At 73.0% G+C, this 26846-nt stretch carries 34 protein-coding genes; 7 read left to right on the plus strand and 27 right to left on the minus strand.

The annotated features are described in order from the left end of the window. Positions 1 to 28: 28 nt before the first annotated feature. The gene (locus ABD993_RS34570) at positions 29 to 1420 is read left to right on the plus strand and encodes an amidase (RefSeq protein WP_345427568.1); all 1392 of its coding nucleotides are present in this window, start codon (positions 29 to 31) and stop codon (positions 1418 to 1420) included. A 7-nt stretch (positions 1421 to 1427) separates the two neighbouring features. Here ABD993_RS34570 and tatB read toward each other — a convergent pair whose 3' ends face one another. From tatB to sigE, 4 genes are read right to left on the minus strand one after another with little or no spacing between them, the layout of a single operon-like run. Further along, positions 1428 to 1826: a Sec-independent protein translocase protein TatB gene (gene tatB, locus ABD993_RS34575; protein ID WP_345427570.1), complete on the minus strand. Its 399-nt coding sequence runs from the start codon at positions 1824 to 1826 to the stop codon at positions 1428 to 1430. A 9-nt stretch (positions 1827 to 1835) separates the two neighbouring features. After that, positions 1836 to 3347, minus strand: a complete 1512-nt coding sequence (locus ABD993_RS34580) for a S1C family serine protease (protein ID WP_345427572.1) — start codon at positions 3345 to 3347, stop codon at positions 1836 to 1838. A 42-nt stretch (positions 3348 to 3389) separates the two neighbouring features. After that, a complete protein-coding gene (locus tag ABD993_RS34585; protein WP_345427574.1) occupies positions 3390 to 4046 on the minus strand; it encodes an anti-sigma factor family protein in 657 nt (218 codons plus the stop codon). After that, the gene (gene sigE / locus ABD993_RS34590) at positions 4043 to 4645 is read right to left on the minus strand and encodes an RNA polymerase sigma factor SigE (RefSeq protein ID WP_345427576.1); all 603 of its coding nucleotides are present in this window, start codon (positions 4643 to 4645) and stop codon (positions 4043 to 4045) included. Before sigE ends, ABD993_RS34585 begins: the two co-directional genes overlap by 4 nt. A gap of 192 nt (positions 4646 to 4837) precedes the next feature. Here sigE and ABD993_RS34595 point away from each other — a divergent pair, with 192 nt between their 5' ends. Beyond that, the gene (locus ABD993_RS34595; RefSeq protein ID WP_345427578.1) at positions 4838 to 5272 is read left to right on the plus strand and encodes an O-methyltransferase; all 435 of its coding nucleotides are present in this window, start codon (positions 4838 to 4840) and stop codon (positions 5270 to 5272) included. Here ABD993_RS34595 and glgC read toward each other — a convergent pair. Then, on the minus strand, positions 5259 to 6488 hold the full coding sequence (glgC, locus tag ABD993_RS34600; protein ID WP_425569240.1) for a glucose-1-phosphate adenylyltransferase: 1230 nt from the start codon (positions 6486 to 6488) through the stop codon (positions 5259 to 5261). The two genes, ABD993_RS34595 and glgC, sit on opposite strands and share 14 nt — an antisense overlap. A gap of 236 nt (positions 6489 to 6724) precedes the next feature. Here glgC and glgA point away from each other — a divergent pair, with 236 nt between their 5' ends. Continuing rightward, positions 6725 to 7873: a glycogen synthase gene (gene glgA, locus ABD993_RS34605; protein ID WP_345427580.1), complete on the plus strand. Its 1149-nt coding sequence runs from the start codon at positions 6725 to 6727 to the stop codon at positions 7871 to 7873. Here glgA and ABD993_RS34610 read toward each other — a convergent pair. Further along, positions 7858 to 8418: a CGNR zinc finger domain-containing protein gene (locus ABD993_RS34610; RefSeq protein WP_345427582.1), complete on the minus strand. Its 561-nt coding sequence runs from the start codon at positions 8416 to 8418 to the stop codon at positions 7858 to 7860. The two genes, glgA and ABD993_RS34610, sit on opposite strands and share 16 nt — an antisense overlap. 74 nt (positions 8419 to 8492) lie before the next feature. Between ABD993_RS34610 and ABD993_RS34615 the strand changes: the two genes are divergently transcribed. Continuing rightward, a complete protein-coding gene (locus ABD993_RS34615) occupies positions 8493 to 8663 on the plus strand; it encodes a hypothetical protein (RefSeq protein ID WP_345427584.1) in 171 nt (56 codons plus the stop codon). A 24-nt stretch (positions 8664 to 8687) separates the two neighbouring features. Here the strand turns inward: ABD993_RS34615 and ABD993_RS34620 are convergent, their stop codons facing one another. The 11 genes from ABD993_RS34620 to ABD993_RS34670 all read right to left on the minus strand — a co-directional run bounded on the left by ABD993_RS34620 (position 8688) and on the right by ABD993_RS34670 (position 15541). Continuing rightward, on the minus strand, positions 8688 to 8855 hold the full coding sequence (locus ABD993_RS34620; protein ID WP_181779764.1) for a DUF3117 domain-containing protein: 168 nt from the start codon (positions 8853 to 8855) through the stop codon (positions 8688 to 8690). 170 nt (positions 8856 to 9025) lie between these two features. Continuing rightward, positions 9026 to 9580 (minus strand): DNA-3-methyladenine glycosylase I, encoded by a 555-nt coding sequence (locus tag ABD993_RS34625; protein WP_345428620.1) that lies wholly within the window; start codon positions 9578 to 9580, stop codon positions 9026 to 9028. Positions 9581 to 9593: 13 nt separating this feature from the next. Beyond that, complete coding sequence (locus ABD993_RS34630) at positions 9594 to 10067, minus strand: SRPBCC family protein (RefSeq protein WP_345427588.1); 474 nt, start codon at positions 10065 to 10067, stop codon at positions 9594 to 9596. Further along, complete coding sequence (locus ABD993_RS34635; RefSeq protein ID WP_345427590.1) at positions 10064 to 10378, minus strand: DivIVA domain-containing protein; 315 nt, start codon at positions 10376 to 10378, stop codon at positions 10064 to 10066. Before ABD993_RS34635 ends, ABD993_RS34630 begins: the two co-directional genes overlap by 4 nt. A gap of 37 nt (positions 10379 to 10415) precedes the next feature. After that, positions 10416 to 11369, minus strand: coding sequence for a glucosyl-3-phosphoglycerate synthase (locus ABD993_RS34640; RefSeq protein ID WP_345427592.1), 954 nt, complete (start codon positions 11367 to 11369; stop codon positions 10416 to 10418). 184 nt (positions 11370 to 11553) lie between these two features. Next, positions 11554 to 12366 carry a dihydropteroate synthase gene (folP, locus tag ABD993_RS34645; RefSeq protein ID WP_345428622.1) on the minus strand — a complete coding sequence of 271 codons (813 nt, stop codon included), beginning with the start codon at positions 12364 to 12366 and terminating at the stop codon, positions 11554 to 11556. Between the two features lie 47 nt (positions 12367 to 12413). Next, positions 12414 to 12971: an LOG family protein gene (locus ABD993_RS34650; protein ID WP_345427594.1), complete on the minus strand. Its 558-nt coding sequence runs from the start codon at positions 12969 to 12971 to the stop codon at positions 12414 to 12416. A gap of 1 nt (position 12972) precedes the next feature. Further along, complete coding sequence (locus ABD993_RS34655) at positions 12973 to 13734, minus strand: LOG family protein (protein ID WP_345427596.1); 762 nt, start codon at positions 13732 to 13734, stop codon at positions 12973 to 12975. 25 nt (positions 13735 to 13759) lie between these two features. Beyond that, positions 13760 to 14809 carry a succinyl-diaminopimelate desuccinylase gene (gene dapE / locus ABD993_RS34660; protein WP_345427598.1) on the minus strand — a complete coding sequence of 350 codons (1050 nt, stop codon included), beginning with the start codon at positions 14807 to 14809 and terminating at the stop codon, positions 13760 to 13762. 4 nt (positions 14810 to 14813) lie between these two features. Next, a complete protein-coding gene (locus tag ABD993_RS34665) occupies positions 14814 to 15227 on the minus strand; it encodes an SRPBCC family protein (RefSeq protein ID WP_345427600.1) in 414 nt (137 codons plus the stop codon). Next, entirely contained in the window at positions 15224 to 15541 is a 318-nt protein-coding gene (locus ABD993_RS34670; RefSeq protein WP_345427602.1) for an ArsR/SmtB family transcription factor, read from the minus strand. Before ABD993_RS34670 ends, ABD993_RS34665 begins: the two co-directional genes overlap by 4 nt. Positions 15542 to 15735: 194 nt before the next feature. Between ABD993_RS34670 and dapD the strand changes: the two genes are divergently transcribed. Together dapD and ABD993_RS34680 are read left to right on the plus strand one after the other, a co-directional pair. Continuing rightward, positions 15736 to 16671 (plus strand): 2,3,4,5-tetrahydropyridine-2,6-dicarboxylate N-succinyltransferase, encoded by a 936-nt coding sequence (gene dapD, locus ABD993_RS34675; RefSeq protein ID WP_345427604.1) that lies wholly within the window; start codon positions 15736 to 15738, stop codon positions 16669 to 16671. A gap of 49 nt (positions 16672 to 16720) precedes the next feature. Beyond that, positions 16721 to 17665, plus strand: a complete 945-nt coding sequence (locus tag ABD993_RS34680; protein ID WP_345427606.1) for a CHAD domain-containing protein — start codon at positions 16721 to 16723, stop codon at positions 17663 to 17665. A gap of 74 nt (positions 17666 to 17739) precedes the next feature. Here the strand turns inward: ABD993_RS34680 and dapC are convergent, their stop codons facing one another. Both dapC and fdxA read right to left on the minus strand, forming a co-directional pair. After that, a complete protein-coding gene (gene dapC, locus ABD993_RS34685) occupies positions 17740 to 18819 on the minus strand; it encodes a succinyldiaminopimelate transaminase (protein ID WP_345427608.1) in 1080 nt (359 codons plus the stop codon). After that, a complete protein-coding gene (fdxA, locus tag ABD993_RS34690; protein ID WP_345427610.1) occupies positions 18816 to 19142 on the minus strand; it encodes a ferredoxin in 327 nt (108 codons plus the stop codon). The genes dapC and fdxA overlap by 4 nt, the downstream gene beginning before the upstream one ends. 91 nt (positions 19143 to 19233) lie before the next feature. Here fdxA and ABD993_RS34695 point away from each other — a divergent pair, with 91 nt between their 5' ends. Then, complete coding sequence (locus ABD993_RS34695) at positions 19234 to 20220, plus strand: GNAT family N-acetyltransferase (protein ID WP_345427612.1); 987 nt, start codon at positions 19234 to 19236, stop codon at positions 20218 to 20220. On the opposite strand, the gene ABD993_RS34700 is transcribed toward ABD993_RS34695, so the two are convergent. The 8 genes from ABD993_RS34700 to ABD993_RS34735 all read right to left on the minus strand — a co-directional run bounded on the left by ABD993_RS34700 (position 20186) and on the right by ABD993_RS34735 (position 26786). Next, positions 20186 to 20623, minus strand: a complete 438-nt coding sequence (locus tag ABD993_RS34700) for a DoxX family protein (protein ID WP_345427614.1) — start codon at positions 20621 to 20623, stop codon at positions 20186 to 20188. The two genes, ABD993_RS34695 and ABD993_RS34700, sit on opposite strands and share 35 nt — an antisense overlap. A 63-nt stretch (positions 20624 to 20686) precedes the next feature. Further along, entirely contained in the window at positions 20687 to 21484 is a 798-nt protein-coding gene (locus tag ABD993_RS34705; RefSeq protein ID WP_345427616.1) for a hypothetical protein, read from the minus strand. A gap of 7 nt (positions 21485 to 21491) precedes the next feature. Then, positions 21492 to 21881 (minus strand): hypothetical protein, encoded by a 390-nt coding sequence (locus tag ABD993_RS34710; protein ID WP_345427618.1) that lies wholly within the window; start codon positions 21879 to 21881, stop codon positions 21492 to 21494. Then, positions 21878 to 22690 (minus strand): N-acetyl-1-D-myo-inositol-2-amino-2-deoxy-alpha-D-glucopyranoside deacetylase, encoded by an 813-nt coding sequence (mshB, locus tag ABD993_RS34715; protein WP_345427619.1) that lies wholly within the window; start codon positions 22688 to 22690, stop codon positions 21878 to 21880. The genes ABD993_RS34710 and mshB overlap by 4 nt, the downstream gene beginning before the upstream one ends. A gap of 80 nt (positions 22691 to 22770) precedes the next feature. Then, positions 22771 to 23808, minus strand: coding sequence for an ABC transporter ATP-binding protein (locus tag ABD993_RS34720; protein ID WP_345427621.1), 1038 nt, complete (start codon positions 23806 to 23808; stop codon positions 22771 to 22773). Beyond that, positions 23805 to 24905: an ABC transporter ATP-binding protein gene (locus tag ABD993_RS34725; protein ID WP_345427623.1), complete on the minus strand. Its 1101-nt coding sequence runs from the start codon at positions 24903 to 24905 to the stop codon at positions 23805 to 23807. Before ABD993_RS34725 ends, ABD993_RS34720 begins: the two co-directional genes overlap by 4 nt. Then, the gene (locus ABD993_RS34730) at positions 24902 to 25813 is read right to left on the minus strand and encodes an ABC transporter permease (RefSeq protein WP_345427625.1); all 912 of its coding nucleotides are present in this window, start codon (positions 25811 to 25813) and stop codon (positions 24902 to 24904) included. The genes ABD993_RS34725 and ABD993_RS34730 overlap by 4 nt, the downstream gene beginning before the upstream one ends. Further along, positions 25806 to 26786: an ABC transporter permease gene (locus tag ABD993_RS34735; protein ID WP_345427627.1), complete on the minus strand. Its 981-nt coding sequence runs from the start codon at positions 26784 to 26786 to the stop codon at positions 25806 to 25808. Before ABD993_RS34735 ends, ABD993_RS34730 begins: the two co-directional genes overlap by 8 nt. Positions 26787 to 26846 lie beyond the last annotated feature (60 nt).

Here is a 26846-nt window from a genome sequence, read left to right on the forward strand (position 1 = left end):
ACGACACACTCACTCCCGTGGAGGAGAGATGAGTACTGCCGATCTCTCCGCCACCGAGCTGCTCGCCGGGTACGAGAAGGGCGAGATCTCGCCGGTCGACGCCACGCGGGACGCGCTGGACCGCATCGAGGAGCACGACGCGAAGGTCCACGCGTTCACCCTGGTGGACGCCGACTCCGCGCTGGCGAGCGCCCGCGGGTCCGAGGCCCGCTGGAAGGCGGGGACGCCGTGCGGCCCCCTCGACGGCGTGCCCACCTCGATCAAGGACATCCTGCTCACGAAGGGCTGGCCGACCACCCGCGGCTCGTGGGTCGCCGCGCAGCCGGAGCCGTTCGACGTCGACGGGCCGCCGGTCGCGCGGGTCCGCGAGGCCGGAGCCGTGCTGCTCGGCAAGGTGACCACGCCGGAGTACGCCTGGAAGGGCGTCACCGACTCCCCGCGCTGGGGCGTCACGACGAACCCGTGGGACCCGACGAAGACCGCGGGTGGCTCGTCCGGCGGCTCGTCGGCGGCGGTCGGCCTGGGCATGGGCGCGTTGTCGCTGGGCACGGACGCCGGCGGCTCGGTCCGCATCCCGGCCGCGTTCACCGGCACGGTCGCGCACAAGTCGACCTACGGCCGCGTCGCGCACCACCCGGGCAGCCCGTTCGGCACCCTCGCCCACGTCGGGCCGATGACCCGGACCGCGCTGGACTCGGCCCTGCTGCTGGACGTGATCGCCGGGTTCGACGCCCGCGACCCCTGGCTGCTGGACGCCCCGCCCCGGTCGTTCGCCGAGCAGGCCCTCGAGGGCGTCGCGGGCCTGCGGATCGCGGTCAGCCCGACCCTCGGGTACGTCGACGTGCACCCCGAGGTCGCGGCCGCCTTCGACGCCGCCGCCGAGGTGTTCGCGCGACTCGGGGCCACCGTCGAGCGGGCGGACCCCGGGTTCGCGGACTGCGTGGAGCCGTTCCACGTGCTGTGGTTCGCGGGGGCGGCGAAGTGCCTGGAGCCGTACTCGGCGGAGCAGCGCTCCCGCATGGACCCGGCCCTGGTGGAGATCGCCGAGCTCGGCGCGACCTACTCCGCGACGGACTTCCTGGGCGCGATGGCGGTGCGGAACGAGATGGGCTCGCTGATGGGGGCGTTCCACCTCGACTACGACCTGCTGCTCACCCCGACGCTGCCCATCCCCGCCTTCGACGGGGGCCGGGAGACGCCGAGCGGGACGGGCCGGTGGACGTCCTGGACGCCCTTCACCTACCCGTTCAACATGACCCAGCAGCCCGCCGCCACGGTGCCGTGCGGGTTCGCCGAGGGACTCCCGGTGGGCCTGCAGATCATCGGCCCGCGCCACGCCGACGGCCGGGTCCTGGCCGCCGCGCACGCCTACGAGCAGGCGACGGACCACCACGAGGTGGTCCCGACTCTGCTGCGCTGACCCGCGCTCAGGTCGCGTCGGGGTCGATCGGGGGGCGCTCGTCCGGGGCGAGGCGCTCCACCGGCTTCGGTGCGGCCGGGGTGGGGCCCCCGTTGGAGACCGGCTTGTCCTTGAGGGTGTTCAGGCCCAGCGGGTCCGCGTCTCCGTCGAACAGGGTCCGGCGGACCGCGGTCTTCGGGTTGAAGTTGCGCAGGCCCCGCAGGTCCTCGAGCGGTTTGCGGAGCTCCTCGAACTCCGGACCCATCTCGTCCCGCAGCTTGGTCTGGGCGCCCGTGGCGTACTCCCGGACCTGCCGGATCGTCTTCCCCAGCCAGGCGGCGGCGGACGGCAGCCGCTCGGGGCCGAGGATGAACAGCCCGGCCACCACGATGACCAGGATCTCCCCCCAGCCCACACTGTCGAACACGCCGTCAGCCTAGTCGGCGCCGAGGGTGGCGGTGACAGTGAGCGGTCTGCCGTCCCTCACCAGCTGGATGGGGACCACGTCCCCGGGGTTGCCCTCCCGCACCGCGACGATCAGCTCGTCCGCGCCGGCGATCGCCCGCTCCCCCACCCGGACGAGCACGTCCCCCTCCAGGATCCCGGCCGCGGCGGCCGGACCGCCCGCGACGACGTTCTGCACCTGGGCGCCGTCCGCGCGGCCGTCCGTGACCGAGCGGACGTTCACGCCCAGGTCGGCGTGTACGACCACACCGGTGCGGATCAGCTCCTCGGCGATGCCCCGCGCGTCCCTGATGGGGATGGCGAAGCCCAGGCCGATCGAGCCGCCCTCGTCCTGTCCCCCGCCGCCGGAGAGGCTGCGGATGGCCGTGTTGATCCCGACGACGGCGCCGGTCGAGTCGACCAGCGCCCCGCCGGAGTTGCCCGGGTTGATCGCCGCGTCCGTCTGCACCGCGTCGATGACGGCGACGTCGTCCCCCTCGCCGTCCAGCCTGACCGGCCGGTCCAGGGCGCTCACGATGCCGGTGGTCACCGTGCCCGCCAGCCCGAGCGGCGAGCCGATCGCGATCACGGCGTCCCCGACGGCGAGCGAGTCCGCCTCGCCGAACCGGGCGACCGTGGGGTTCGTGACCTGCACCCGCAGGACCGCCAGGTCCGTCTTCGGGTCCCGCCCGACGACCGCCGCGGGCACCCGGGTCCCGTCGCTGAACACCGCCTGGATCGCGCCGCCCGGCGAGTTCACCGCGGGCGTGACGACGTGGCTGTTGGTCAGCACGTACCCGGACGGGTCGATCACGACCCCGGATCCCGTGCCGCCCTGCTCCCCGACGGTCACGTCGATCGACACGACGGCGGGCAGCACCCGCGCCGCGATGTCCGCCACCGACCCGGGCGGCCGTTCCTTGCCCTCGCTGACCTCGGCCAGGGTCGCCCCGGGATCGGTGAGCGAGTTGGCGCCCTCGACGGTGTAGCGGCCGACCATCCCGCCCACCGCCCCGACCAGCAGCGCGATCGCTCCCAGGATGGCCAGCGCACGCGGCTGCACGCGCCGCCCGAACAGCACCTCCCGCACGCTGAGCCGCGGGCCCGGGGCGGGCGGGACCGCCGGGGCGCGCTCGCCCTCCGGAGGCGGCCCGAGCTCGACCCGGCTCTCCGGCCGCCGCCACGGGTCCTCGCGGCCGGGGACCGCGCCGTCGAAGAAGGCGTCGTCGTCCGGCAGGCGGGGGCCGGCCTCGTGGGGCGGCCGCTGCAGCGCGGGCGTCTCCGCGGCGGGCCTGCCGAACGCGGTCGCGAGAGCGGCCGTGGGCGGCGACGACAGCCGCGGGGAGTGGCCGTTCGACGAGGTCGCGCGATCGCCGAACGCCCCCTCCACCCCCGACGGTCGCCCGAAGAGGGCCGCGGACTCGGCGTCCACCACGGGCCGGTCGAGCCCGCGCGGCCGCAGCCGGGGCGGGTCCGCCCGGTCGGGCTCCTGCTCGTCGCTCATGGTGGGTCCCAGCGTGCCGGCGGCAGGGTGAAGTCCCTGTAGCTAGCGGCCGGGCTCCGGGGTCCGCGAGGGCGACGGCGTGGGCGCGGTGCTGTTGCGGACCGCCGCGGGCTGCACGCCCGTGTTCAGCTGGGCCGCACCGGGGCCGCCGAGAACGGCGCCGCCGAGCACACCGCGGTCCGGCTGCGCGGGCGGGGTCGTGCTGCCCGCGGCGGGCAGCCCCACGAACGCGAGCGCGCCCAGCGCCAGGCCGGACACGGCGGTGGCGCCCACGCGGATCCGGCGACGGCTCTGCCCCGGCACCTGGGCACCGTTCAGCCCGGCGGGCGAGACCATCGGCCCCAGCCCGGCGGAGGGCATGCGCTCGGGGCGGAGCACGGAGACCAGCTCACCCTCCGGCGACATCGCCAGACCCGGCGGCGGGCCGGGCAGGTCGGTGTCCCGCGGGATCGAGCCGAGCTTGGACAGCAGCGACGAGGGGACGTGCGGCTCGTGCGCGGAACGCAGCGCGGACCGAACCTGCCCCTGGGCGACGACCTCCGCGGCACAGTCCCCGCAGGCGGCGACGTGGCGGGTGGCGCGCTCGTGGGCCGCGGCGGAGAGCTCGTTGTCGACGAAGGCCACCACCGCGTCCAGCGAGAGGTGGTCCACCCCCCAGTCCGGGGTGCCTCGTCCGAACCTCCGACCCGCGTCGGTCATACGACCGCCACCTCCCTGCTCGATTCACCCTCCAGGGCACGCTGTCGCTCGATCGCCTGACGCAGCGCCGCGCGACCCCGGTGGATCCTGCTCCTCACCGTACCCAGCTTCACCCCGAGGGTGGCGCCGATCTCCTCGTACGAGAGCCCTTCCACGTCACACAGCACGACCGCCGCCCGGAACTCGGGGGCCAGCTCGTCCAGCGCCGCCTGCAGGGTGGGGTCGAGGTGCGTGGCGGAGAAGACGTCCTCCGGCTCGGGGCCGCCGCCGGGCAGCCGGTCGGTGTCCTCGGGCAGGCCCTCCATGCGCAGGCGCGCACGGCGCCGGACCATGTCGAGGAAGAGGTTGGTGGTGATGCGGTGCAGCCAGCCCTCGAACGTGCCGGGGCGGTAGTTGGCGAGGGAACGGAAGACCCGGATGAAGGTCTCCTGGGTGAGGTCCTCCGCGTCGTGCGGGTTGCCCGTGAGCCGGTAGGCGAGCCGGTAGACCCGGTCCGCGTGCTCCCGGACGACCTCGTCCCAGCTCGGAGGCGTCCAGTCGGACCCCTCACCGGCACCCGACACGTCGTCGAATCCCACGGTGGCCGGTCGGTCGGTCATGGGGGGAGCGCACCTCCTGCGGCGGGTCGTGCCGTTCGAGAAACGGCGGGCCTGCGGGGGTGGTTCCCGGCCCCGGCGCGGAACCGACGACCCCGGTCCCACGACACCTACCGTGCCGCACCCCCGTGACAGGAGCGTGATAGTCGTCTGAGAAGAACCTGTGAACCCGGGCGACCAGTAAGTTCTCGGATCATGCTGCTCAGGTTCCTGGCCGCGACGACGTGCGCCCGTGCGGTGGTGGAGATCGGCACCGGCTCCGGGGAGACGGGGCTCCAGCTGCTCAGCGGAATGGCCGTGTCGTCCGCGCACGGCACTCTCACCACGATCGACGTCGATCCCGAGCTGCAGCGCGGCGCGCGCCGCGCGTTCCTCGACGCCGGGTACAGCCCCGGCCGCTTCCGGCTGATCAACGGTCTGGCCTCCGAGGTGCTGCCGCGGCTGACGGACGGCGGCTACGACCTCGTCGTCGCGCACTCGGCGGACGAGGACTACCTCGCCGAGGCGGTCCGGCTGCTGCGCCCCGGGGGCGTGGTCGCGCTCGCGGGCGGCACGGTCGGCGAGGACGACGAGCAGTGGGTCTCGACCGTGCTGGCGGACGGGACCCTGCTCGCCACTAGAGCGCGGTGACGCCCTTGCCCAGCACGACGACGCCACCCGGGCTCACCGTGTAGCGGGCCCGGTCCAGGGCGAGGTCCACGCCCACCAGGGCGCCGTCCGGCACCACGACGTTCTTGTCCAGGATCGCCCGGCGCACCACAGCACCCCGGCCGATCCGGGCGCCCGGCAGCACCACCGAGTCCGACACCTCCGCGCCGTTCTGCACGGTGACACCCGGGCTGATCGTGGAGCGGCGCACGATGGCGCCGGAGATGATCGTGCCCGCGCCGACGATGGAGTCCTGCGCGATGCCGCCGTCGACGAACTTGGCGGGTGGCAGCGGCGGCGTGGCCGTCCGGATGGGCCAGCGCGAGTTGTAGAGGTTGAAGATCGGGTGGATGCTCACCAGGTCGGTGTGCGAGTCGTAGTACGCGTCGATCGTCCCGACGTCTCGCCAGTAGCCGGAGTCCCGGTCCGTGGCGCCCGGCACCACGTTGTCGGCGAAGTCGTAGACGTGCGCGTCCCCGCCGGAGACCATCCGCGGGATGATGTCCCCGCCCATGTCGTGGTCGGAGTCGCCGTCCTCGGCGTCCGCGCGCAGGGCGTCCACCAGCGCGTCCGTGGTGAAGACGTAGTTGCCCATCGAGGCGAAGGTGACCTCGGGGTCGTCCGGCACGTGCGGCGGGTCGCTCGGCTTCTCCAGGAACCCGACGATCTTGCCGTCCGCGTCCGAGTCGATGCAGCCGAAGGCCTTCGCCTCGAACCGCGGCACCCGGATGCCCGCCACGGTCACGCCCGCGCCGGTGGCGATGTGCTGGGCGATCATCTGGCTCGGGTCCATCCGGTACACGTGGTCGGCACCGAAGACCGCGATGTAGTCCGGCCGCTCGTCGTAGACGAGGTTCAGGCTCTGGAAGATGGCGTCCGCCGAGCCGGTGTACCAGCGGCGGCCGAGCCGCTGCTGGGCCGGGACGGTGGTGATGTACTGCCCCAGCACGGCCGAGAGCCGCCAGGTCTGCGAGATGTGCCGGTCCAGGCTGTGCGACTTGTACTGAGTCAGCACGCAGATCTGGTGGATCCCCGCGTTGACCAGGTTCGACAGCACGAAGTCGATGAGCCGGTAGTTGCCGCCGAACGGCACGGCGGGCTTGGCGCGGTCCGCGGTGAGGGGCCACAACCGTTTGCCCTCGCCGCCCGCCAGGACGATGCCCAGGACGTTCGCGGGCATGCCGCCCGGGCCCAGCATCCGCGAGGAGGTCACGTCCTGAACCCTAGTGGTCCCCGGTGGTGGCGGCCATACGGAGACGGAGCTTGCGGAGTCGACCATCGTCGCCGGAGACGGAGCTTGCGGAGTCGACCATCGTCGCCGGAGACGGAGCTTGCGGAGTCGACCATCATCGCCGGAGAGGGAGCGTGCGGAGTCGACCATCGTCGCGACGCTCCTGCTGTGCAGTGACGCGTTCCCCGATAGCGTGTGCCCGCGTGCGCATCGGACTGCTGACTCGGGAGTACCCGCCGGAGGTCTACGGCGGCGCGGGCGTCCACGTCGCCCATCTCGTCCCCGCCCTGCGGGCCCTGGTCGAGGTGGACGTGCACTGCTTCGGCGCCCCTCGCGAGGGCGTCCACGCCTACCCCACGCCGGGCGGCCTGACCGCGGCGAACGCGGCGCTGCAGACCCTCGGCACGGACCTGACCATGGTCGCCGGGATCGAGGGCGTCGACCTCGCGCACTCGCACACCTGGTACGCCAACATGGCGGGACACCTGGGCAAGCTGCTGCACGGCATCCCCCACGTCGTCACCGCGCACTCGCTGGAGCCCCGGCGGCCGTGGAAGGCCGAGCAGCTCGGCGGCGGCTACCGGTTGTCCTCCTGGGTCGAGAAGACCGCCTACGAGAGCGCGGACGCCGTGATCGCGGTCAGCGAGGGCATGCGCGCGGACGTGCTCGACTGCTACCCCGCGCTCGATCCCGCCCGGGTGCACGTCGTGCACAACGGGATCGACACGGACTTCTACCGCCCCGACCCCGGCCGGGACGCGCTGCTCGCCAACGGCGTGGACCCGGACCGACCGAGCGTGGTGTTCGTCGGGCGGATCACCCGACAGAAGGGCGTCGGGCACCTGGTCGCGGCGGCGCACGCCATCTCACCGGACGCGCAGATCGTGCTGTGTGCGGGCGCACCGGACACCCCGGAGATCGCGGAGGAGACCGAGAAGGCCGTCAGCGAGCTGTCCGCGGCCCGCCCCGGCGTGATCTGGGTGCGCCGCATGCTGGGGACGGCGGAGATCCGGCAGCTGCTCTCGGCGGCCACCGTGTTCGTCTGCCCGTCGGTGTACGAGCCGCTCGGGATCGTGAACCTCGAGGCGATGGCCTGCGGGACCGCGGTCGTGGCCTCGGACGTCGGCGGCATCCCCGAGGTGGTGGAGGACGGCGTCACCGGCACCCTGGTCCACTACGACGCCGCGGACACCGCGGCCTTCCAACGGGACCTGGCCGCGGCCGTGAACGCCGTGCTCGCCGATCCCGCGCGGGCCGAGGCCATGGGGGTGGCGGGCCGCGAGCGGGCGGTGCGCGAGTTCGCATGGCAGGCCGCGGCCGAGAAGACGGTGGAGATCTACCGGGCGGTCTGAGCCTGGGACTTCTGCCGGGCCCGGTGCGCCGCCACCGCGGAACGGTTGGCGCAGGCCGGGGAGCAGTAGCGGCGGGCGGCATTGCGCGAGGTGTCCGCGAAGACCCGGTCGCAGCCGTCCGCGGCGCACGTGCCGTGCCGGTCGAGGCCGTACTCGGAGACGAGCATGGCCAGCGCGAACGCGGTCGTCGAGCGCACCCGGTCCAGCACCGAGGCCGAGGGCGGCGAGTAGTGCAGGTGCCAGCCCTGCCCGTCGTGCCTGGTCAGGTGGGGTCCGATCTCGACGTCCGAGAGCAGGCCGTTGACCGCCTGCGCCGCCGCGTCCAGGTCCTCGGCCTCGAAGACCGCGCGCAGCCTGCCCGCCCAGCCGCGCAGCACCGGCTCGACCGACGCCGGCGCCCGCCCGGCCAGGTAGCCGTGTTCCACCAGCACCTGGCGCAGCTGGTCCGGCGCAGGCTCCCCGGCACCCCTGGCCGGCGCCGTCACGGTGTTGACGAGCGCGACGGCGGCGCCGAGTGCGTCACTTCGGTAACCGATGAAGTCCACTGGCCTATTACTCCTGCTACCCTGGTCGAGTAAGTCGTCAACGACGAACGCATATTACCGAACCAGGAGGGGTCATGCGCTGCGCACAGTGTGGGAGGCCGGCCGCGGAAGCACGGACGATCTCGACGCACCACACCTCGGACGGATGGGTGCGGTACAAGCGCTGCGCCTGCGGGAGCGTGTCCATCGAGCTGCTCACGCTCGAGGACACCCGACCGCGCGACCTGCACGCGGCCCGCGCCTGAGCGGACCACGTGCAGGGGGACTGCTCAGCCCGTGGCGACCTTCAGCGCCTCGCCGAGGTTCTCGGCCTCCTCGGGCGTCATCTCGACGACCAGCCTGCCGCCGCCCTCGAGCGGGACCCGCATCACGATGCCCCGGCCCTCCTTGGTCACTTCCAGGGGTCCGTCGCCGGTCCGGGGCTTCATCGCCGCCATGTCCTGCTCCCTCCGTCTGTCATGTCGTGCAGGGCGCCGATGCGCTGGGGAGCGCGCACAGGCGGGATGGTGCGGCCATTCTTCCCCATCGCCGATCTCGACACGAAACCGGAGCGATCAACCGGGTGGCGTTCACGCAGCGCAACCGCAGTGTCACCCGCCCCGCCCCGTCAGTCCGGCGTGGACCGGAAGCAGCTCGCGACGTGGTCGTCGACGAGTCCGACCGCCTGCATCAGCGCGTAGGACGTGGTGGGGCCCACGAACCGGAAGCCGCGGCGCTTGAGCTCCTTGGCCATGGCCGTCGACTCCGGGGTGATGGCGGGGACGTCCGCGAGCGTGGCGGGCCGGACGTGGTCCCGCGGCGCGAAGGACCACAGCAGCTCGTCCAGCGGCGTGTCCAGCTCCAGGACGGCGCGCGCGTTGGCGATCGTGGCGTCCACCTTCATGCCGTTGCGGACGATCCCGGCGTCCGCCATCAGCCGCGCTCGGTCGGCCTCGTCGAAGGCCGCGACCTTCGCGGGCTCGAAGTCCGCGAACGCCGCACGGAAGTTCTCCCGCTTGCGCAGGATCGTCAACCAGGACAGACCGGACTGGAACGCCTCGAGCGACATCCGCTCGAACAGGTTCCGCTCGCCGCGCAGCGGGCGGCCCCACTCCTCGTCGTGGTAGCGCACGTAGTCCGGGGCGGAGGTCGCCCAGGCGCAGCGGGTCAGGCCGTCGTCCAACACGCCGGGGAGGTTACGCGGGCCCCCCGACGGATTCCGCTATCCGCGCCGCCCGCTTCAGCGACGCCCGGAACCCGGCCCCCGCGATCGGCTTCACCAGCGGCCAACCGAGCGCGCCGAGCCTGCCGAACGGCAGCTCCAGCCCCTCAGTCCAGGTGAACCGGCAGCGGTCCGGCCCCTTCGCCTCCACCAGGAACGAGCTGTCGCCCGTCACGACGAGGCCGGTGTGCCGGACGTCCACCCGGCCGCCGCCCTCGGCCGCGGGCTCGAAGGCCGTCACGGTGAAGGTGTCCACGACCCCGACGTCCCCGATCCCGGTCACCGCGAGCACGACCGAGCCCGCCGAGCGCCCGTCCCCTGCGACCACGCGGACCCGGGTCGCGAGGATCCACTCCCGCTGCCGCTCCCAGTCGGTGATCAGGTCCCAGACCGCCGTCGCCGGCGCGGCGACGTCCACCGCCACCACGAGGTCCCTGCGCGCTCTCATCGGTGCCCACCCTCCAGCTCCCGGACCCGGGCTGCGAGGGTGTCCCGTTGCGCGGCCACCTCGTCCAGCTCCTCGGCCAGTCGGTCGAGGACCCAGTCCACCTCGCCCATCCGGTACCCGCGAAGCACCTGGCGGAACCGCAGGCTGCGCACGTCCTCGCCGCGGACCTCACCCGACGGGAGCCGCGTGGGCGTGGCGTCCGGGGCGAGCGGGGCGAGCTCCTCGCCGCGACCGAACACCAGGCTCGCCAGCACGAAGACGATCGCGGCCACCACCGCGACGACGAGCAGGTAGATCAGCGCGGTCCCCACCGCCGAATCACATCACGAGCGGTGGGGACCCCGCGACTCACGCGACCTGGTCGCGCGCCGGCAGCATCTCCCGCATCGGCGGCCGCTCGGTGGGGTCGAGCTCGCGGGAGTTCGGCACCCACTCACCGCCGACCTGCACGAACTGGGTGAGCGCGGCGCCGGTGTCCGGCAGCCCGGAGCGGCGCAGCGCCGTCGCCGTGATCTGCCTGCTCATCACCCCGAGGTCCATGAGGTTGCGGTTGCGGTGCTTGCGCACGCCGAGGTTCACCTGGGCGATGGCGTCCAGCCCGAACGACCCCACGGTGTCCAGCAGCAGCCCGATCTCGACCCCGTAGCTGGTGGCGAAGGGGACCGACTCGAGGAGCTCGCGGGTGCCCGCGTACTCCCCGCCGAGCGGCTGGACGATCCCGGCGAGCTCCGGGCGCAGCGCCGACAGCAACGGGCGGGCGACGAGCTCGGTGACCCTGCCGCCGCCGTGCTCCAGAGACTCCGCCTCGCTCACCTCCAACCGCAGCGGGCGCCGGTAGAAGCCCTTGACCAGGTGCACGCCCTCGGCCAGCAGCAGCGGGCCGAGCAGCGACGGCACGAAGGCCGGGTCGAAGTCGACGAGGTCGGAGTCGATGAAGCAGATGACGTCGCCGTCCGTGGCCGCGAGCGAGCGCCAGAGCACCTCGCCCTTGCCGGGAACGGGCTCCAGGTGCGACACGACATCCGTGCGGAGGGCGACGCGCGCGCCGTTCTCCTTCGCAATGGCGATGGTGTCGTCGGTGGATCCGGAATCCATGACCAACAGGTCGTCCACGAGCGGGCGGTCACCCTCGGTGAAAGGCCGGATCGCGGCCACGATGGCCCCGATCGTGGCCGCCTCGTTCAGGGCCGGGAGGACGACGGAGACCTTCCGGTTGCGCTTGGCGGCGACCAGGTCCTCGACCGTCCAGTCGGGGGTCTGCCAGGTACGACGGGCGAACCAGTCCTCGGTGATGGGCTGCATGGTTCTCCTCGGGTCCGTCTCGGGCGTGATCAACGCGTGGGACTACTCGGGTCGATGGAGCACTGCCGATTAGTTCTGGCTGCGATTACTGGTGGGGTATCAGTCGGTTACGTCGCCGTTAAGAGGGTTCGATTCGCTGCGCGGTGTGCGTAATGTCGACGCTTAAACCATTCTTCCGGGTGATTCAGGCCAGAGCTCGGACTGTTCGCGCCGGTTCCCGGGTACCCGCGATCGCGGCGACCATGTCCAGCACCCGGCGGGTCTGCGCCACCTCGTGCACCCGGAACACCCGGGCACCCGCGGCGGCGGCCAACGCGGTGGCGGCGAGGGTGCCCTCCAGCCGCTCCCCCACGGCCGCGTCGAGCGTCTCGCCCACGAAGTCCTTGTTCGACAGCGCCATGAGCACGGGCCATCCGGTGCCGACGAGCTCGTCACACCGGCGCAGCAGCTCCAGGCCGTGCCAGGTGTTCTTGCCGAAGTCGTGGGTCGGGTCGATCAGCACGCCCTCCCGCGGCACCCCGAGCGCGACCACCCGCTCGGCCTGCGCGGTCGTCTCGGCGATCACGTCCGCGACGACGTCCGCGTAGCGCACCCGGTGCGGCCGCCGTCGGGGCACGGCGCCGCCGGTGTGCGAGCAGACGATCCCGACCCCGCTCTCCGCCGCGACCTCGGCGAGCGTGGGGTCCGCGCCCTGCCAGGTGTCGTTGAGCAGGTCGGCGCCCTCGGCCACCGCGGCCCGCCCGACGGCCCCCCGCCACGTGTCGACGCTGATGACCACCGACGGGTGCCGGTCCCGTACGGCCGCCACGAAGGGCACCACCCGCCGGGTCTCCTCGGCGGCGTCCACCTCCGTACCCGGGCCCGCCTTCACCCCGCCGATGTCGACGATGTCCGCGCCCTCGGCCACGGCGGCGTCCACCCGGGCCAGCGCGGCGGCGTCGGAGAACGTGGCGCCCCGGTCGTAGAACGAGTCCGGGGTGCGGTTCACGATCGCCATCACCAGGGCGCGGTCCTGCGCCGGTTCCCGGGTACCGAAGCGGAGTCTCACACCGGCGATCGTGACATACCGCAGGCGTCGAGCGCCTCGTCGACGGTCGCCGCGACCGCGATCCGGGTCAGCGGCGAGTGCTGGCTGGCGAAGCCCTTGTCGACGAGACCGGTCACCCACTCGAGCAGGCCGGTGTAGTGCCCGTCCGGGTCCAGCACGACGACGGGCTTCTCGTGCAGGCCCAGCGAGCCCGCCGTCCAGACCTCGAACAGCTCCTCGCAGGTGCCGATGCCGCCGGGCAGCGCCAGGAACGCGTCCGCGTGGGCCTCCATCAGCGCCTTGCGCTCGCGCATCGTCTCGGTGATGAGCAGCTCGTCCGAGTCGTGGTCCGCCCACTCGCGCTCGACCATCGACCGCGGGATGACGCCGACGGTGCGGGCGCCGCCCTTCCGCGCGGCGACCGCCACGGCCCCCATCATCGACTTGCGGCCGCCGCCGGAGACGAGACCCCACCCGCGCGCGGCGATCGCCGCGCCCGTGTCCGAGGCCAGGTCGAGGTAGCGCTGCGGGACGCCGTCGGAGCTGCCGCAGTACACGCAGACGTTCAGCGCCATCTCAGTGTGCTTCCTCCCAGGCCCGGTAGGCCGCGTGCACCACGGCGACGGCGTCGTCGACGTCGTCGGTGAGGTGGAGCAGGTCCAGGTCCTTCTCGCTGATCTTGCCGGACTTCAGCACCGGCCCGGCGATCCAGTCGTAGAGCCCCTGCCAGTACTCGGTGCCCAGCAGGACGACCGGGAACTTGGTGACCTTCTTGGTCTGGACCAGGCAGAGCGCCTCGAACAGCTCGTCGAACGTGCCGAAGCCGCCCGGCAGGCAGACGAAGGCCTGCGAGTACTTGACGAACATCGTCTTGCGCACGAAGAAGTAGCGGAAGTTGATGCCGAGGTCGACCCAGTCGTTGAGCCCCTGCTCGAAGGGCAGCTCGATGCCGAGCCCGACGGACAGCCCGCCCGCCTCCTGCGCCCCCTTGTTGACGGCCTCCATCGCGCCCGGCCCGCCGCCGGTGATCACGGCGTACCCGGACTCGGCCAGCGAGGTCCCCAGGGCGCGGCCCAGCGCGTACTCGGGGTGGTCGCGCGGGGTGCGGGCGGACCCGAACACGGTGACGGCGCGCGGCAGCCCGGCCAACATGCCGAACCCCTCGACGAACTCGGCCTGGATGCGCATCACGCGCCACGGGTCGGTGTGCACCCAGTCGCTGGGCCCGCGCGAGTCCAGCAGCCGCTGGTCGGTCGTGGTCGGCTCTTCGCGCTGGTCGCGACGCAGCACGACCGGACCCCGGAGCTTCTCGTCCGGTCGGCCCCCGTTGACACTCATGGAGTCAGCGTACGGAGCCCGGATGTCACGCCAGGAACGCGGTGAGAACCTGTGTGCAACGCGTGATGACCGTCGTGTCGACGTGCTCGTCCCGGGTGTGGGCGAGGTTCGGGTTCCCGGGGCCGTAGTTGAGTGCCGGGATACCGAGCGCGGCGAACCGGGACACGTCCGTCCAGCCGTACTTGGCGCGCGCGGTGGTGCCGGTGGCCCGGAGGAACTCCTGTGCGGCGGGCTGCGACAGGCCCGGCAGGGCGCCTGCGGAGAGGTCGGTGAGCGTGACGTCGAACCCCGCGAGCACCTCGCGGACGTGCCGTTCCGCCTGCTCCGTGCTGCGGTCCGGCGCGAACCGGAAGTTGACCGTGACGACGCACTCGTCCGGTACGACGTTGCCCGCCACCCCGCCCTGCACCTTCACGGCCTGCAGCCCCTCGCGGTACTCGCAGCCGTCGATGTCGACGCGGCGCGGCGCGTAGTCCTCCAGACGGCGGAGGATCTCACCCGCGTGGTGGATCGCGTTGTCGCCCAGCCAGGACCGCGCGGAGTGGGCCCGCGTCCCGCTGGTCCGGACCTCGACGCGCAGGGTGCCCTGGCAGCCCGCCTCGACCTCGCCGTCCGTGGGCTCGCCGAGGATCGCGAGGTCGGCCTCCAGCCAGTCGCGGTGGTTCCGCTCGATCCGCCCCAGCCCGTTGCGGACGGCCTCGACCTCCTCGCAGTCGTAGAACACCAGGGTGAGGTCGTGGCGGGGCTCGGTCAGCGTCGCGGCGAGGTGCAGGAACACCGCGTCCCCGGCCTTCATGTCGGAGGTCCCGCAGCCGTAGAGCAGGTCCCCGTCGCGACGGCTGGGCAGGTTGTCCGCGATCGGGACGGTGTCCAGGTGCCCCGCCAGCAGCACCCGGCTCGACCGCCCGAGGGTTGTGCGGGCGAGCACCGCCTGCCCGTCCCGGCGCACCTCCAGGTGGGGGTGGGCACGCAGTCCGGCCTCGACGGCGTCCGCCAGCTTCTCCTCGTCCCCGGAGACGCTGGGGACGTCCACGAGCGCGGCGGTCAGGGCGATCGGGTCGACGGTGAGGTCCACGGGCTCACTGTCCCATCTCCTCGACGAGCGCCGCGAGGCGCGGCAGCACCGCGTCCCGCCAGCCCGGCCCCATCCGGTCGAACGCCCCCCGACCCCGCGTGTCGTCGAGGTCGAAGCCGCTGTGCTCGAGGAGGAGCCGGGTCCCCCGCCCCTCCGGCACCAGCGTCCAGGTCAGGGTCCAGTCGCCGGTGAACGTGTAGACGAAGCGCGCGTTCTCGACCACCTCGGTGACGACGCACGGGATCTCACCGAACCCGGGCATCGCCAGGGTGAACGCGTGCCCGACCTCGGCCCGCACGTCCCCGGGCGCCCACCACCGCCCGATCCGCTCCGGATCGGTGAGCGCCCGCCACACCTTCTCCGGCGGGGCCGCCACGAACTGGTCGACCGTCACGGCGGCCTTCAGACTCCCCTTCACACGTCCTCCTCCTCGACGAACTCGGCCAGGTCGCGCAGGGTGCGCCGCCAGTACCGCTCGAACGGGGTGAGCCAGTCGGCGACCTCCGCCAGCGGCTCCGGTGTGAGCCGGTAGTGCCGATGTCTGCCGCGCGGCTCGTCCCGCACCAGCCCCGCCTTCTTCAGCACGGCGAGGTGCTCGGCGACCGCGGGCCTGCTCAGCTCGGCCGCGAACTCCCCCGCCAGCTCCCCCGCCGTCCGCGGCCCACCCGCCAACACCTGCAGCACCCGCCGCCGCACCGGGTGGGCGAGGGCGAGGTACACGGCGTCGGACACCGCACCATGATGTGTCGGGAACTCCCGACATGTCAACGTCTTCCGACGCGTCAGCCTCGCCGCGGGTGGCCCCACACCACCCCCGACACGCCCCCACGGAACCCCGAGGAGTGGCTGCACCGCCAGCCGGAGGAGCGGGACCGAGCGTGCCCGACGCGTGGTGCCGCGCGAGCGCTCGGTTAGATTCGACCCCCGTGAGCACTGAGTTCCGCACCGAGCCCGCGTCCGGCACCGGCCTGGCGACCGTCACGACGGACGGCACCGTTCTCGACGTCTGGTACCCGGCCCCCGCGCTGGGCACCGGCGCGCCGGACGTCGCCGCCGACCTGGAGCCGCTGGCCGGGGCGGACGCGGACCGGGGCGTCGAGCTGCGGGTCGTCCGGACCGAGATCGGGTCGCTGGCGGACAAGCCAGTGGACGCGGCGGACGTCTACCTGCGCCTGCACCTGCTCTCCGGGCGGCACGTCGCGCCGCACGAGGTGAGCCTGGAGGGGCAGTTCGGGCTGCTCGCGAACGTCGCGTGGACGAACTTCGGCCCCTGCGCGGTGGCCGGGTTCGAGCTGGTCAGGGCCAAGCTGCGGGCCCGCGGCGCGGTCACCGTGTACGGCGTGGACAAGTTCCCGCGCATGGTCGACTACGTGCTCCCCTCCGGCGTGCGGATCGCGGACGCCGACCGGGTCCGGCTCGGCGCGCACCTCGCCGAGGGCACGACCGTCATGCACGAGGGCTTCGTCAACTTCAACGCGGGCACGCTCGGCTCGTCGATGGTCGAGGGCCGCATCTCGGCGGGCGTCGTCGTCGGGAACGGGTCGGACGTCGGCGGCGGCGCCTCGATCATGGGCACCCTGTCCGGCGGCGGCACCACCGTGATCTCACTCGGCGAGCGCTGCCTGCTCGGCGCCAACGCCGGCGTCGGCATCTCGCTCGGGGACGACTGCGTGGTCGAGGCGGGCCTCTACGTCACCGCGGGCACCAAGGTCACCCTGCCGGACGGCAGCACCGTCGCCGCACGCACCCTCTCCGGCCAGGACGGCCTGCTGCTGCGCCGCAACAGCGTCTCCGGCGCCGTGGAGGCCCTGCCGCGCACGGGGGACGGCATCGCGCTGAACGAGATGCTGCACGCGAACTGACCACAGGGGACCCGGGGGCGTTCACCTTCGTGAGCTACCGTCGCGGCCCGTGTCCGCCCCCGCACCCCCGTCGAACGGGCCCGCATTGATCACGACCGACGACCTGCCCACGCCGCTGACCGCCGCGCCGCAGGACTCGCCCGCCCACCACGTCCGCGCCGCCCTGGACCTCCGGCTGCGTGCACTGCTCACGCACGACCCGGGGACGCGGGAGGGCGTCGACATCGAGCACCTGCACCAGATGCGGGTGGCGGTGCGCCGGATGCGGGCCGCGCTCAAGGCGGCGCGCCCGCTGCTGGACGCGATCTGGGCGGACGACCTGCGCGCCGAGCTCGGCTGGCTGGGCCGCGCCCTCGGGCCCGTCCGGGACCTCGACGTGCTACTCCTGCGGCTGAACTCCGAGATCGCGGACCTGCCCGAGCGCGAGCGGGCCGCGGGCACGGCACTGGTCGCGTCGCTGCAGGACGAGCACGCGGCCGCCCGCGCCGAGATGCTGGCGGTCCTGGAGTCGAGCCGCTACCAGCACCTGCTGGAGCGGCTGGCGGACGCGATCCGGCTGCCGCTGCCCACCCCGTCGGCCACCCGGGCCCAGCCCGAGCTGATCGACCTGGTTCGCATCGAGGTCAAGAAGCTGACCAGGGCCGTCCGCCGCGCGGGCGACGACCCGCCGGACCAGACGCTGCACGACCTGCGCATCCACGGCAAGCGGGTCCGGTACGTGGGCGAGCTGGTGGAGCCGATGCTCGGCGCACCGGTGAAGCGACTGCTCAAGGCCACCGCGGGGCTGCAGGAGGTGCTCGGCGACCACCAGGACGCCTGTGTGGCCGAGCAGCGCATCCGGGTTCTGCTCGACGGCCTCGGCGAGTACCCGGACGCCCACGTCGTCTTCGTGGCGGGGCGGCTCGTGGAGCGCGAGCGCGCCCGTGCCACGGAGAAGCGGGCCGAGTGGTGGACGGCCTGGGAGCACGTCTCCGCCCGCGCCGGGGAGATCTGAGCGGCCCGACGGGCCCCGGTCCGGCTCCCGCGCCGTGGTGTCGGACTCGCGGGCGGTGGTGTCGGACTCGCGGGTCAGGTCAGGCGGCGGACGGCCTCGTCGATGCGTTCGTCCGTGGCCGTGACGGCGATCCGGACGTGCTCGGCGCCCGTGGGGCCGTAGAACTCACCCGGCGCGACCAGGATGCCGAGCTCGGCGAGGGCGTCGACCGTCTCCCGGCAGGGGCGACCGCCGGTGGTCCACAGGTACAGGCCCGCCTCGGAGTGGTCGACCCGGTAGCCCGCGTCCTCCAGCGCCGCCCGCAGCCGCAGCCGACGCTTCTCGTAGAGCGCGACCTGCTCGGCGACGTGCTCGTCGTCCGCCGCGGCGGCGGCCATGGCCGCCTGCACCGGGAACGGCACGATCATCCCGGCGTGCTTGCGGATCTCCAGCAGGGTCTTCACCAGCGTGGGATCGCCCGCCACGAACGCCGCCCGGTACCCGGCGAGGTTCGAGGACTTCGAGAACGAGTGGACCGCCAGCAGCCCGGCGTGCGACCCCGCGGAGACCGACGGGGCGAGCACCGACACCGCGGGCGAGCCGAAGGACAGCGACAGGTAGCACTCGTCCGACGCGACGACCGCGCCCGCGGCGCGGCATGCCGCCACGGACTCCCGCAGCGAGTCCTCCGGCAGCACCCGCCCCGTCGGGTTGGACGGCGAGTTCAGCCAGACGAGCCGGGCCCCCGCGGGCGGCGGGTCGCCGTCGGCCATCCGGACCGGCGTGGCGCCCGCGATCAGCGCGCCGACCTCGTAGGTCGGGTACGCGAGCTCGGGCACGCCGACGACGTCCCCGGGGCCCAGTCCGAGGAGCGTGGGCAACCACGCCACCAGCTCCTTCGAGCCGATGGTGGGCAGGACCGCCGCCGGGTCGACGGGCGCGCCGAAGCGCCGGTCGAGCGCACCCGCGATCGCCTCCCGCAGCGAGGCGGGCCCGTAGGTCGTGGGATACCCCGGCTCGCCCGCCGCGGGACCGCTCAGCGCGGCCCGCACGACGGCGGGCACCGGGTCCACGGGCGTGCCGACCGACAGGTCGACGATGCCGCCCGGGTGGGCGGCCGCCCGCTCCCCGGCCGCGGCCAGGGAGTCCCACGGGAAGTCGGGCAGAGCCCTCACTCGTCGTGCTCGACGGGAGCCATGCTCTTGATCGGCTCGGGGTCCGCCTCGGTCAGACCGACCTTCGAGGCGCCGCCGGGCGAGCCCAGCTCCTCGAAGAAGTCCGCGTTGGCCTTGGTGTACGAGCCCCACTGCTCGGGCACGTCGTCCTCGTAGTAGATCGCCTCGACCGGGCAGACCGGCTCACATGCACCGCAGTCCACGCACTCGTCCGGGTGGATGTAGAGCATCCGGCCGCCCTCGTAGATGCAGTCCACCGGACATTCCTCGATGCACGCCTTGTCCTTGAGGTCCACACAGGGCTCGGCGATCACGTACGTCACGGAAGGTCCTCCACAAGCGGGCAGTCTCGTCGTCGCATGGCAGGTTAACCCGCGGGTACCGACCTCAGCATGGGAAGGGGAGCCTCACCGGATGGCCCACGACGAGCAGATCAGGGCCGCGACGGGCGAGCGGGTCGCGCTGCGCTTCCGGATCGGGGAGCGCGAGGGGCGGCCGCTGTTCACCGACGCGGTCGGCATCCTGTCCGACGGGGGGCCGGACGCGGTCGTCGTCGAGACCCGGAAGGGGCCGGTGCGCATCGACCGGGCGACCGTCGTGGCGCTGCGCGTGGTGCCCCCCGCGCCCGCCCGCCGCGCCTCCTGGAGCGCGGTGGCCAGGCTGGAGAATCTCTGTGCCGACGCCTGGCCCGCCCTGGTCGACGAGCCGTTGGGGGCCTGGCGGCTGCGCGCGGCGGACGGCTTCAGCGGCCGGGCGAACTCGGCGCTCGCCGTCGGCGATCCCGGCCTGCCGTTCGACGCCGCCCTGGACCGGGTACGCGACTTCGCCGCGGTCCACGGGATCGGTCCCCGCCTCCAGACGCCGATCGGCTCACCCTGGTCCCGCGCCGGGGAGCGGGCGGGCTGGGTGCTGGACCGCGGGCACCGGGCGGGCAGCGAGGTCGCGGTGCTGGTGACCGACCTCACTCCCGCGGACGCGGCAGCCGTCCCGCTCCGCGAGACGTCGCTCCCGGCGGCCCCCTCCGCGGAGTGGTGGGCGGTGGCGGGCGGCCCCGCGGGCGACGTCGAGCGGCGGGTACTGACCGGAGCCCGAACCGTCGGGTTCGGGCTGGCCCGCTCCCCCGCGGGCGAGCCGGTCGGCGCGATCCGGGCCGCGGTGGTGGAGGACCACCTGCACCTGTCCCGGCTCGCGACCGTGCCCGCCGCGCGACGGACCGGCGTGGCGACCGCGCTCACGGGCGAGGCGGCCGCCTGGGGCCGGGCGCACGGGGCGCGATGGGGCGTGCTGCAGGTGGCGCTCGACAACGAGGCGGCCCTCGCGCTCTACCGCCGCGAGGGCTGGCTCGAGCACCACCGGTACCACTACCTCATCCCCGGCGACGACGTACCGCGTCGACGCTGAACCGGCCGGCCCCGACCGCGACGACCAGCAGGAAGATCCAGCTGTAGAGCGCGGCCTGCTCGCCGGAGTTCCCGATCGGGTTCCAGCCCATCGGCGCGTGCACGGTGAAGTACGCGAAGGCCATCATCCCGGAGAGCAGGAACCCGGTGACCCGGGTGAACAGGCCCACCGCGATCAGCAGCGCCCCGACGCACTGGGCGATCCCCACGAACCAGGAGAAGTCCCAGGCGGGCGTGGCCGCCCCTGCGCCGTCCATGCCGCCCGCCAGCCCGAACGGGATCACGGCGTGCAGTCCGAACAGGAACCCGACGACGAGCCGGAAGGCGAGCAGGATCCCGTCCCGCACGAGGTCCGTGCGCGAGGCCGAGTCCTGAGTGGAGCGGATGGCGGTCGTGGCGATCATGGCGAGCTCCGCGAGGTTCGTCGGTGCGGTGTCGAAAGGGGAGACCGCGCGGGGATCGGGAACTCATCGGCGCGCGAGGCCGTTCTCCGCCAACCACTTGTCCGCCTGCCTGGCCGCGCGCTTGAGCCCGGACCACTCCCCCAGGTACTTCCCCAGCACCCCGACGACGGGCAGCAGGCCCAGCGCCTCGTGGTAGAAGCGCCCGTGCGGGCGCTTGTCCAGCTCGTCCTCGACGGACAGCAGCGCCCGGCCGAGCCGCCAGACCGCGCTCGCGAGCCGCTGCGCGGTCGGCTTGCCCCCGGTCGTCAGGTCGCCCTTGATCTCCTTCGCCCGGGCGTCCGCGGCGGCGTCCTCGGCCGCGCTCGGGCCCTCGGACAGCGCGGGCCTGCGCTTGAACAGCACCCACGCGAGCAGCGAGATCAGCTCGTCCTCGTCCGTGACGCCGTGCTCGCCCGCGACCGCCACCAGCAGCATGCCCTGCGCCGCCGCGCCGACCACCGCGGAGACCGGCAGCGTCCGGGCCAGCGCGCCACCGAGCCCCGGGATCGCCGCGATCGCCGTGGTCAGCCTGCCGACCCGGTAGATCCACCACTTCTGCCGGGCGGCGACCTCCATGTCCGCCCAGGCCGCGGTGCCCGGCACCTCGACCGACGACAGCCCGTCGAGCACCTTCTCCCGCACCGAGCGGTCCTCCCCGTCCGGCGCGCTGCGCCCGCGAAGGCCGAAGGGGTCCGACTCGCGCAGCGCCTTCAGGATCGGGCGGGTCGCTCGGACGAAGGGCCGCAGGATCGTCACGATCGCCGCGTCGGGGATGGGGCCGTCGCTACCGGGCTGATGGTTCGCTCGCTGGCGCACACTCACGCACGGATCATCCCGAATGCGAGTGCTCTCTGCCGGACGAGCGCGCCACCTCGGCCGACTCCAGCGTACGCCGGGTGGTGACCAGACCGCTGAGCAGGCCCGCCACCAGCAACAGCAGCGACTGCCAGGTGGTCGGCAGGAGCACGTCCCCACCGGGACCGGCGTAGCCGAGCACCCCGACCACCGCGCCCCACACGACCAGGGGCGAGGCGATCGCCGCGGGCGCGTCGGACACGTCCGCCACGAAGCGGATCAGCCACGGCAGCGACAGCAGCGTGATCACCGCACCGATCGGGACGGGCACCGCTCCGATGTGGAGCGGCTGCAACAGCAGCTCCAGCGCCGCCAGGCCCGCCCCGGCCAGGGTGAGCAGCACCAGCGTGACCGTGCGGATCACGCCGGGCCCCCGAGCAGGTCGTCCGCCGGGGCCTCGCCCGGTGTGGCCAGCACGTACTCCTCCACCGGCAGGTACGGCTGCGCCACGTCGTTGCTCATGGCGTAGGCGGTGTCCGCGACCGCGACCTGGGTGGCGTGCGCACGCATGGCCGCGACCAGCTGCGACCGGTATGCGGAGACGTCCAGCCGGGTCGTGACGACGGCGTCCGGGACGCTGGGCAGCTCATCCGGCTCGGGCATCCGGAAGGGCACGTCGGTGAGCCCGGCGATGCCCGCCTCCAGCACCGACCGGGACCGCACCGCGTGGAACACCCGGCGCCCGTCCGCGACGGCGTGGGTGAGCGCGTGCGCGCGGACGTGGTCCGGGTGGCCGTAGCCGCCGTCGTCCGCGTAGGAGACGAGGACGTCCGGCCGGACCTCGTCGACGATCGCGCGCAGCTGGTCGACCTGGAGGTCGAACCCGCCGGGGGCGGTCAACGCGCGCGGGTGCACCTCCGGCAGCGCGACGGCCCGGGTGCCCTCGCCGTGCCCCATCCCGCTGTCCCGCCAGCGCGCGACCCCGCCGAGGAACCGGTGCTCCGGCCCGCCCAGCGCCGCCAGCGCGCCGGCGAGCTCGCCGATCCGGTACCCGCCGAGCTGGTCGGCGCGGTCCGGGGCGAGCTCGCGCAGCGCGGGCGGGATGACCTCGCCCTCCTCGCCGAGCGTGCAGGTGACGACGACGCACCGGACCGAGGGATCGGCGGCGTACCGAGCGATCGCCCCACCCGTCGACAACGTCTCGTCGTCGGGATGGGCATGAACGAAGAGCACGCAACGCACCGGCCGACTCTACGTTCCGCACGAACGGCACTCTTGTGCGGACCTACCGCACGAGAGTGCCGTTCGTGCGGTCAGAGAAGGGCGCGCGACTCGGCGTAGTGGCAGGCCGACGGGTGGCCGTCGCCGCGGTCGACCAGCTCCGGGGGCTGCTCGACGCATCGCGTGCGCTGTTCCGTCGTCAGCTCGTTCGCGAACTTCGGGCACCGCGTGCGGAACCGGCAGCCGCTCGGCGGGTTGGCCGGGCTGGGCAGGTCCCCCACCACCGTGATCCGCTCCCGGGCCCGCTCCTTGCGCGGGTCCGGCAGCGGGATCGCCGAGATCAGGGCCTGGGTGTACGGGTGCGCCGGGGCCGTGAACAGCTGCTCCGACGTGCCGATCTCCACGATCTGCCCGAGGTACATCACCGCGATCCGGTCCGCGATGTGCCGCACCACGGACAGGTCGTGGCTGACGAACAGGTACGACAGCCCCAGCTCGGCCTGCAGCTCGTCCAGCAGGTTGAGCACGCCCGCCTGGATGGAGACGTCCAGGGCGGAGACCGGCTCGTCGAGCACCAGCAGCTTGGGCCGCAGCGCCAGCGCCCTGGCGATCCCGATGCGCTGCCGCTGCCCGCCGGAGAACTCGTGCGCATACCGGTTGCCGTGCTCCGGCTTGAGCCCGACGGTCTGCATCAGCGTGCGGACCGTCTCCCGCCCGCCGTCCGCGTACAGCCCGTGGATCCGCAGCGGCTCGGCGATGATCTCGTTCACCGGCAGCCGCGGGTCCAGCGAGGCGTACGGGTCCTGGAACACGATTTGCAGCTCGCGGCGCAGCGCGCGCATGTCGCCCCGGCCCAGCGAGGTGAGATCACGCCCCCGGTAGAGCACCTGGCCGGACGTGGCCGGGATCAGGTTGAGCACCACCCGCGCGGTCGTGGACTTGCCGCAGCCGGACTCGCCGACCAGGCCCAGGGTCTCCCCCTCGGCCAGGTCGAACGAGACGTCCGAGACCGCCTGGACGGCCCCGATCTGGCGGCGGACCAGCCCCTTGGAGCGGATCGGGAAGTGCTTGACGACGTTGCGGACCGACAGCAGCGTCCGCGTCTCCGTCGTGATCTCCGCGGCCGTCACTTGCCCTCCTCCGCGAGCAGGTGCAGCGCCGCGGCGTCCGCGACCTCGGTGTCGAACACGTCGTCCGCCGACGCGCCCACCAGCGCCTCGGCGTGGTGGCAGGCGGCCAGGTGGTCCGGTCCGGTCGTGGGGCGCAGCTCCGGCTCGGTCTCGTCGCAGATCGCGGTGTGTTTGGGACAGCGCGGCCCGAACGGACACCCCGGCGGCATGTTGACCACCGACGGCGGCGAGCCCGGGATGGGCGTGAGCCGCTCGCTCGGTCGGTCCATGCGCGGCAGGCTGCCGAGCAGGCCCAGCGTGTACGGCATGCGCGGGGTGTAGAACACGTCCTCCGCGCTGCCGACCTCCACGAGCTTGCCCGCGTACATGACCATGACCCGGTCGGCCTGTCCCGCGATGACGCCCAGGTCGTGCGTGATCAGCACCATCGCGGCACCGGTCTCGTCCTGCGCGGCCTTGAGCGCGTCCATGATCTGGGCCTGGACGGTCACGTCCAGCGCCGTGGTCGGCTCGTCCGCGATGATCACGTCCGGGTCGTTGGCCATGGCGATCGCGATGACCACGCGCTGGCGCATGCCGCCGGAGAGCTCGTGCGGGAAGGAGCCCGCCCGGTCCTTCGCGTTGGGGATCCGGACCTTGTCCAACAGCTCGACGGCCCGGTCCATCGCCGCGGCCTTGGACACGTCGTGGTGCGCGCGGACGGCCTCGGCGATCTGCGCCCCGATCGTGTAGACGGGGTTCAGCGAGGTCATCGGGTCCTGGAAGATCATCGCGATCTTCGAGCCGCGCACCCGGGTCATCTCGGTCTCGGACAGCTCCAGCAGGTTGCGGCCGTCGAAGCGCACCTCACCCGAGATGCGCGCGGTGTTCGGCAGCAGCCGCATCACGGCCATGCTGGTCACGGACTTGCCGGAGCCGGACTCGCCGACGATGCCCAGCACCTCGCCGCGGCGCAGGGTGTAGTCCACCCCGCGGACCGCGCGGACGGGTCCGTCGCCGGACGGGAAGCTGACGTCGAGGCCGACGACCTCGAGCACGACGTCGCCCTTGTTGCCGCGCCTGCGCGAAGGCGCCAGGTCGATCTTCTCCGAGGTCACTGACGCACCTTCGTCTGCTGCGGGTCGAACGCGTCACGCAGGCCGTCGCCGATGAAGTTGATCGTGAGCGCGATGATGATGATGAACAGGCCCGGGAAGTAGAACAGCCAGGGCCGGGTGGTGAGCGCCGTCTGCGCCTCGCTGACCAGCAGGCCCAGCGAGGTGTCCGGCGGCGTGACGCCGAAGCCGAGGTAGGACAGCGAGGTCTCCAGCAGGATCGCGAGCGCCACGAGGATCGTGAGGTTGACCAGGATCGAGCCCAGCGCGTTGGGCACGAGGTGGCGCAGGATGATCCGCGAGTCGCTCGCGCCGAGTGCCTTGGCCGCCTCGACGAACTCCTTCTCCCGCAGCGAGAGGACCACGCCCCGCGCCACCCGGGACACGTACGCCCAGTACAGCGCGGCGATGACCAGCGCGATCAGGTACCAGGTGCCGCCGAAGTTGTGCGCCAGCATCGCGGCGACGGCGATCAGCGGCAGGGTGAGCACCAGGTCGGAGATGCGCATCATCAGCGTGTCGACCCAGCCGCCGAAGTAGCCCGCGATCGAGCCCCACAGCGTGCCGACGAGCGTCGCCAGGATCGCGACCGACACCGACACCTGCAGCGAGATGCGGGTGCCGCGCAGCACCTGGGCGAACTGGTCGCGGCCCGCCGAGTCCGTGCCGAAGGGGTGGTCCCACGAGGGCGGGACGGAGTTGTCGGGGGTGTACTGGCCCGCGTCGTACTTCCAGAGCCAGCCGCCGACGTAGGCCAGCAGGATCAGCGCCACGAACACGCCGAGGCTGACGACGGCGGCGCGGTGCTGCAGGAACCGGCGGAGGACCAGCTGGGACTGGCTGCGCTCGGCGACCGTGAACTCGCGGTCCGTCGACGGCGGCGCGGGCACCGCGGTGGTGGTCTCAGGCATAGCGGATCCTCGGGTCCAGGACGCCGTAGAGCACGTCGGCGATCAGGTTGAACACGATCACCACGGTCGCCGCGATCAGCAGCCAGGACGCCGTCGCGTAGACGTCGTTCTGCCGGATCGACATGACCAGGTAGTCGCCCATGCCCTTCCACTGGAAGACGTTCTCGGTGACGACCGCGCCGCCGATGATCGACGCGATGTCCAGCGCCGTGACCGTGGTCAACGGGATCAGCGCGGTGCGCAGCCCGTGTTTGACCATGACCGTGCGGCGGGACAGGCCCTTCGCCCGCGCCAACCGCACGTAGTCCGAGTTCATCACCTCGAGCATCGAGGCGCGGGTGAACCGGCTCCACGCGGCGTAGGAGATCAGCGCGAGGGCGATCGTGGGCAGCACCATGTGCCCGAGCACGTCCAGGACGTAGGCCCCGGCGCCCTGCGGGGGCGGCACCGAGACCTGGCCGATCGTGTAGATCGCCTGGGTGCCGACGGCGTTGTTGAACTCGATCCCCGCCTGCTTGAGCAGGATCGCGAACCAGAACGCGGGCATGGCGAGGAACAGGAAGCCCAGGAACGTGGCGGTGTAGTCGAACTTCGAGTACTGCTTCACCGCCGTTAGCACGCCGATCACCACGGCGAGCACCAGCGCGATGAGCATCGCCAGCGCGATCAGCCGGATGGTGACCAGGAAGCGGTCGGCCAGGTCCGACCCGATGTCCGCCGTCGAGACGACGGAGGGGCCGAAGTCCCCGGTGAAGATGCCCCCGAGCCAGCTGAAGTAGCGCTGCAGGAGCGGCTGGTCGAGGTGCAGACGAACGGTTTCCGCGTCGATCACGTTCTGGGGCGCGGGCGGGTTCTTCTCCCGCAGCGGCGCCAGGGGGTCGGCCGAGGCCGAACCCAGCGCGAAGATGATGAACGACGCGACGATCAGGACCGGTATCGAGTACAGGATCCTGCGCACGGCGAAGGCGAGCATGCGGCCGTCTTTCCGACTCGTGGTGGGAGTACGGCCCGAAGCCCGCTGGTGGCGGGCGTC

It is taken from the genome of Pseudonocardia xishanensis, from assembly GCF_039541715.1.
Taxonomy (GTDB): domain Bacteria; phylum Actinomycetota; class Actinomycetes; order Mycobacteriales; family Pseudonocardiaceae; genus Pseudonocardia; species Pseudonocardia xishanensis.

Bases quoted from the DNA above. Each gene is read 5' to 3' on its own strand.
- ABD993_RS34570 (WP_345427568.1), top strand. From the start codon at position 29: ATGAGTACTGCCGATCTCTCCGCCACCGAGCTGCTCGCCGGGTACGAG.
- ABD993_RS34580 (WP_345427572.1), bottom strand. From the start codon at position 3,347: ATGAGCGACGAGCAGGAGCCCGACCGGGCGGACCCGCCCCGGCTGCGG.
- ABD993_RS34585 (WP_345427574.1), bottom strand. From the start codon at position 4,046: ATGACCGACGCGGGTCGGAGGTTCGGACGAGGCACCCCGGACTGGGGG.
- sigE (WP_345427576.1), bottom strand. From the start codon at position 4,645: ATGACCGACCGACCGGCCACCGTGGGATTCGACGACGTGTCGGGTGCC.
- ABD993_RS34595 (WP_345427578.1), top strand. From the start codon at position 4,838: ATGCTGCTCAGGTTCCTGGCCGCGACGACGTGCGCCCGTGCGGTGGTG.
- glgC (WP_425569240.1), bottom strand. From the start codon at position 6,488: ATGCTGGGCCCGGGCGGCATGCCCGCGAACGTCCTGGGCATCGTCCTG.
- ABD993_RS34615 (WP_345427584.1), top strand. From the start codon at position 8,493: ATGCGCTGCGCACAGTGTGGGAGGCCGGCCGCGGAAGCACGGACGATC.
- ABD993_RS34620 (WP_181779764.1), bottom strand. From the start codon at position 8,855: ATGGCGGCGATGAAGCCCCGGACCGGCGACGGACCCCTGGAAGTGACC.
- ABD993_RS34630 (WP_345427588.1), bottom strand. From the start codon at position 10,067: ATGAGAGCGCGCAGGGACCTCGTGGTGGCGGTGGACGTCGCCGCGCCG.
- ABD993_RS34640 (WP_345427592.1), bottom strand. From the start codon at position 11,369: ATGCAGCCCATCACCGAGGACTGGTTCGCCCGTCGTACCTGGCAGACC.
- folP (WP_345428622.1), bottom strand. From the start codon at position 12,366: ATGGCGATCGTGAACCGCACCCCGGACTCGTTCTACGACCGGGGCGCC.
- ABD993_RS34650 (WP_345427594.1), bottom strand. From the start codon at position 12,971: ATGGCGCTGAACGTCTGCGTGTACTGCGGCAGCTCCGACGGCGTCCCG.
- ABD993_RS34655 (WP_345427596.1), bottom strand. From the start codon at position 13,734: ATGAGTGTCAACGGGGGCCGACCGGACGAGAAGCTCCGGGGTCCGGTC.
- ABD993_RS34695 (WP_345427612.1), top strand. From the start codon at position 19,234: ATGGCCCACGACGAGCAGATCAGGGCCGCGACGGGCGAGCGGGTCGCG.
- ABD993_RS34700 (WP_345427614.1), bottom strand. From the start codon at position 20,623: ATGATCGCCACGACCGCCATCCGCTCCACTCAGGACTCGGCCTCGCGC.
- ABD993_RS34730 (WP_345427625.1), bottom strand. From the start codon at position 25,813: ATGCCTGAGACCACCACCGCGGTGCCCGCGCCGCCGTCGACGGACCGC.
- ABD993_RS34735 (WP_345427627.1), bottom strand. From the start codon at position 26,786: ATGCTCGCCTTCGCCGTGCGCAGGATCCTGTACTCGATACCGGTCCTG.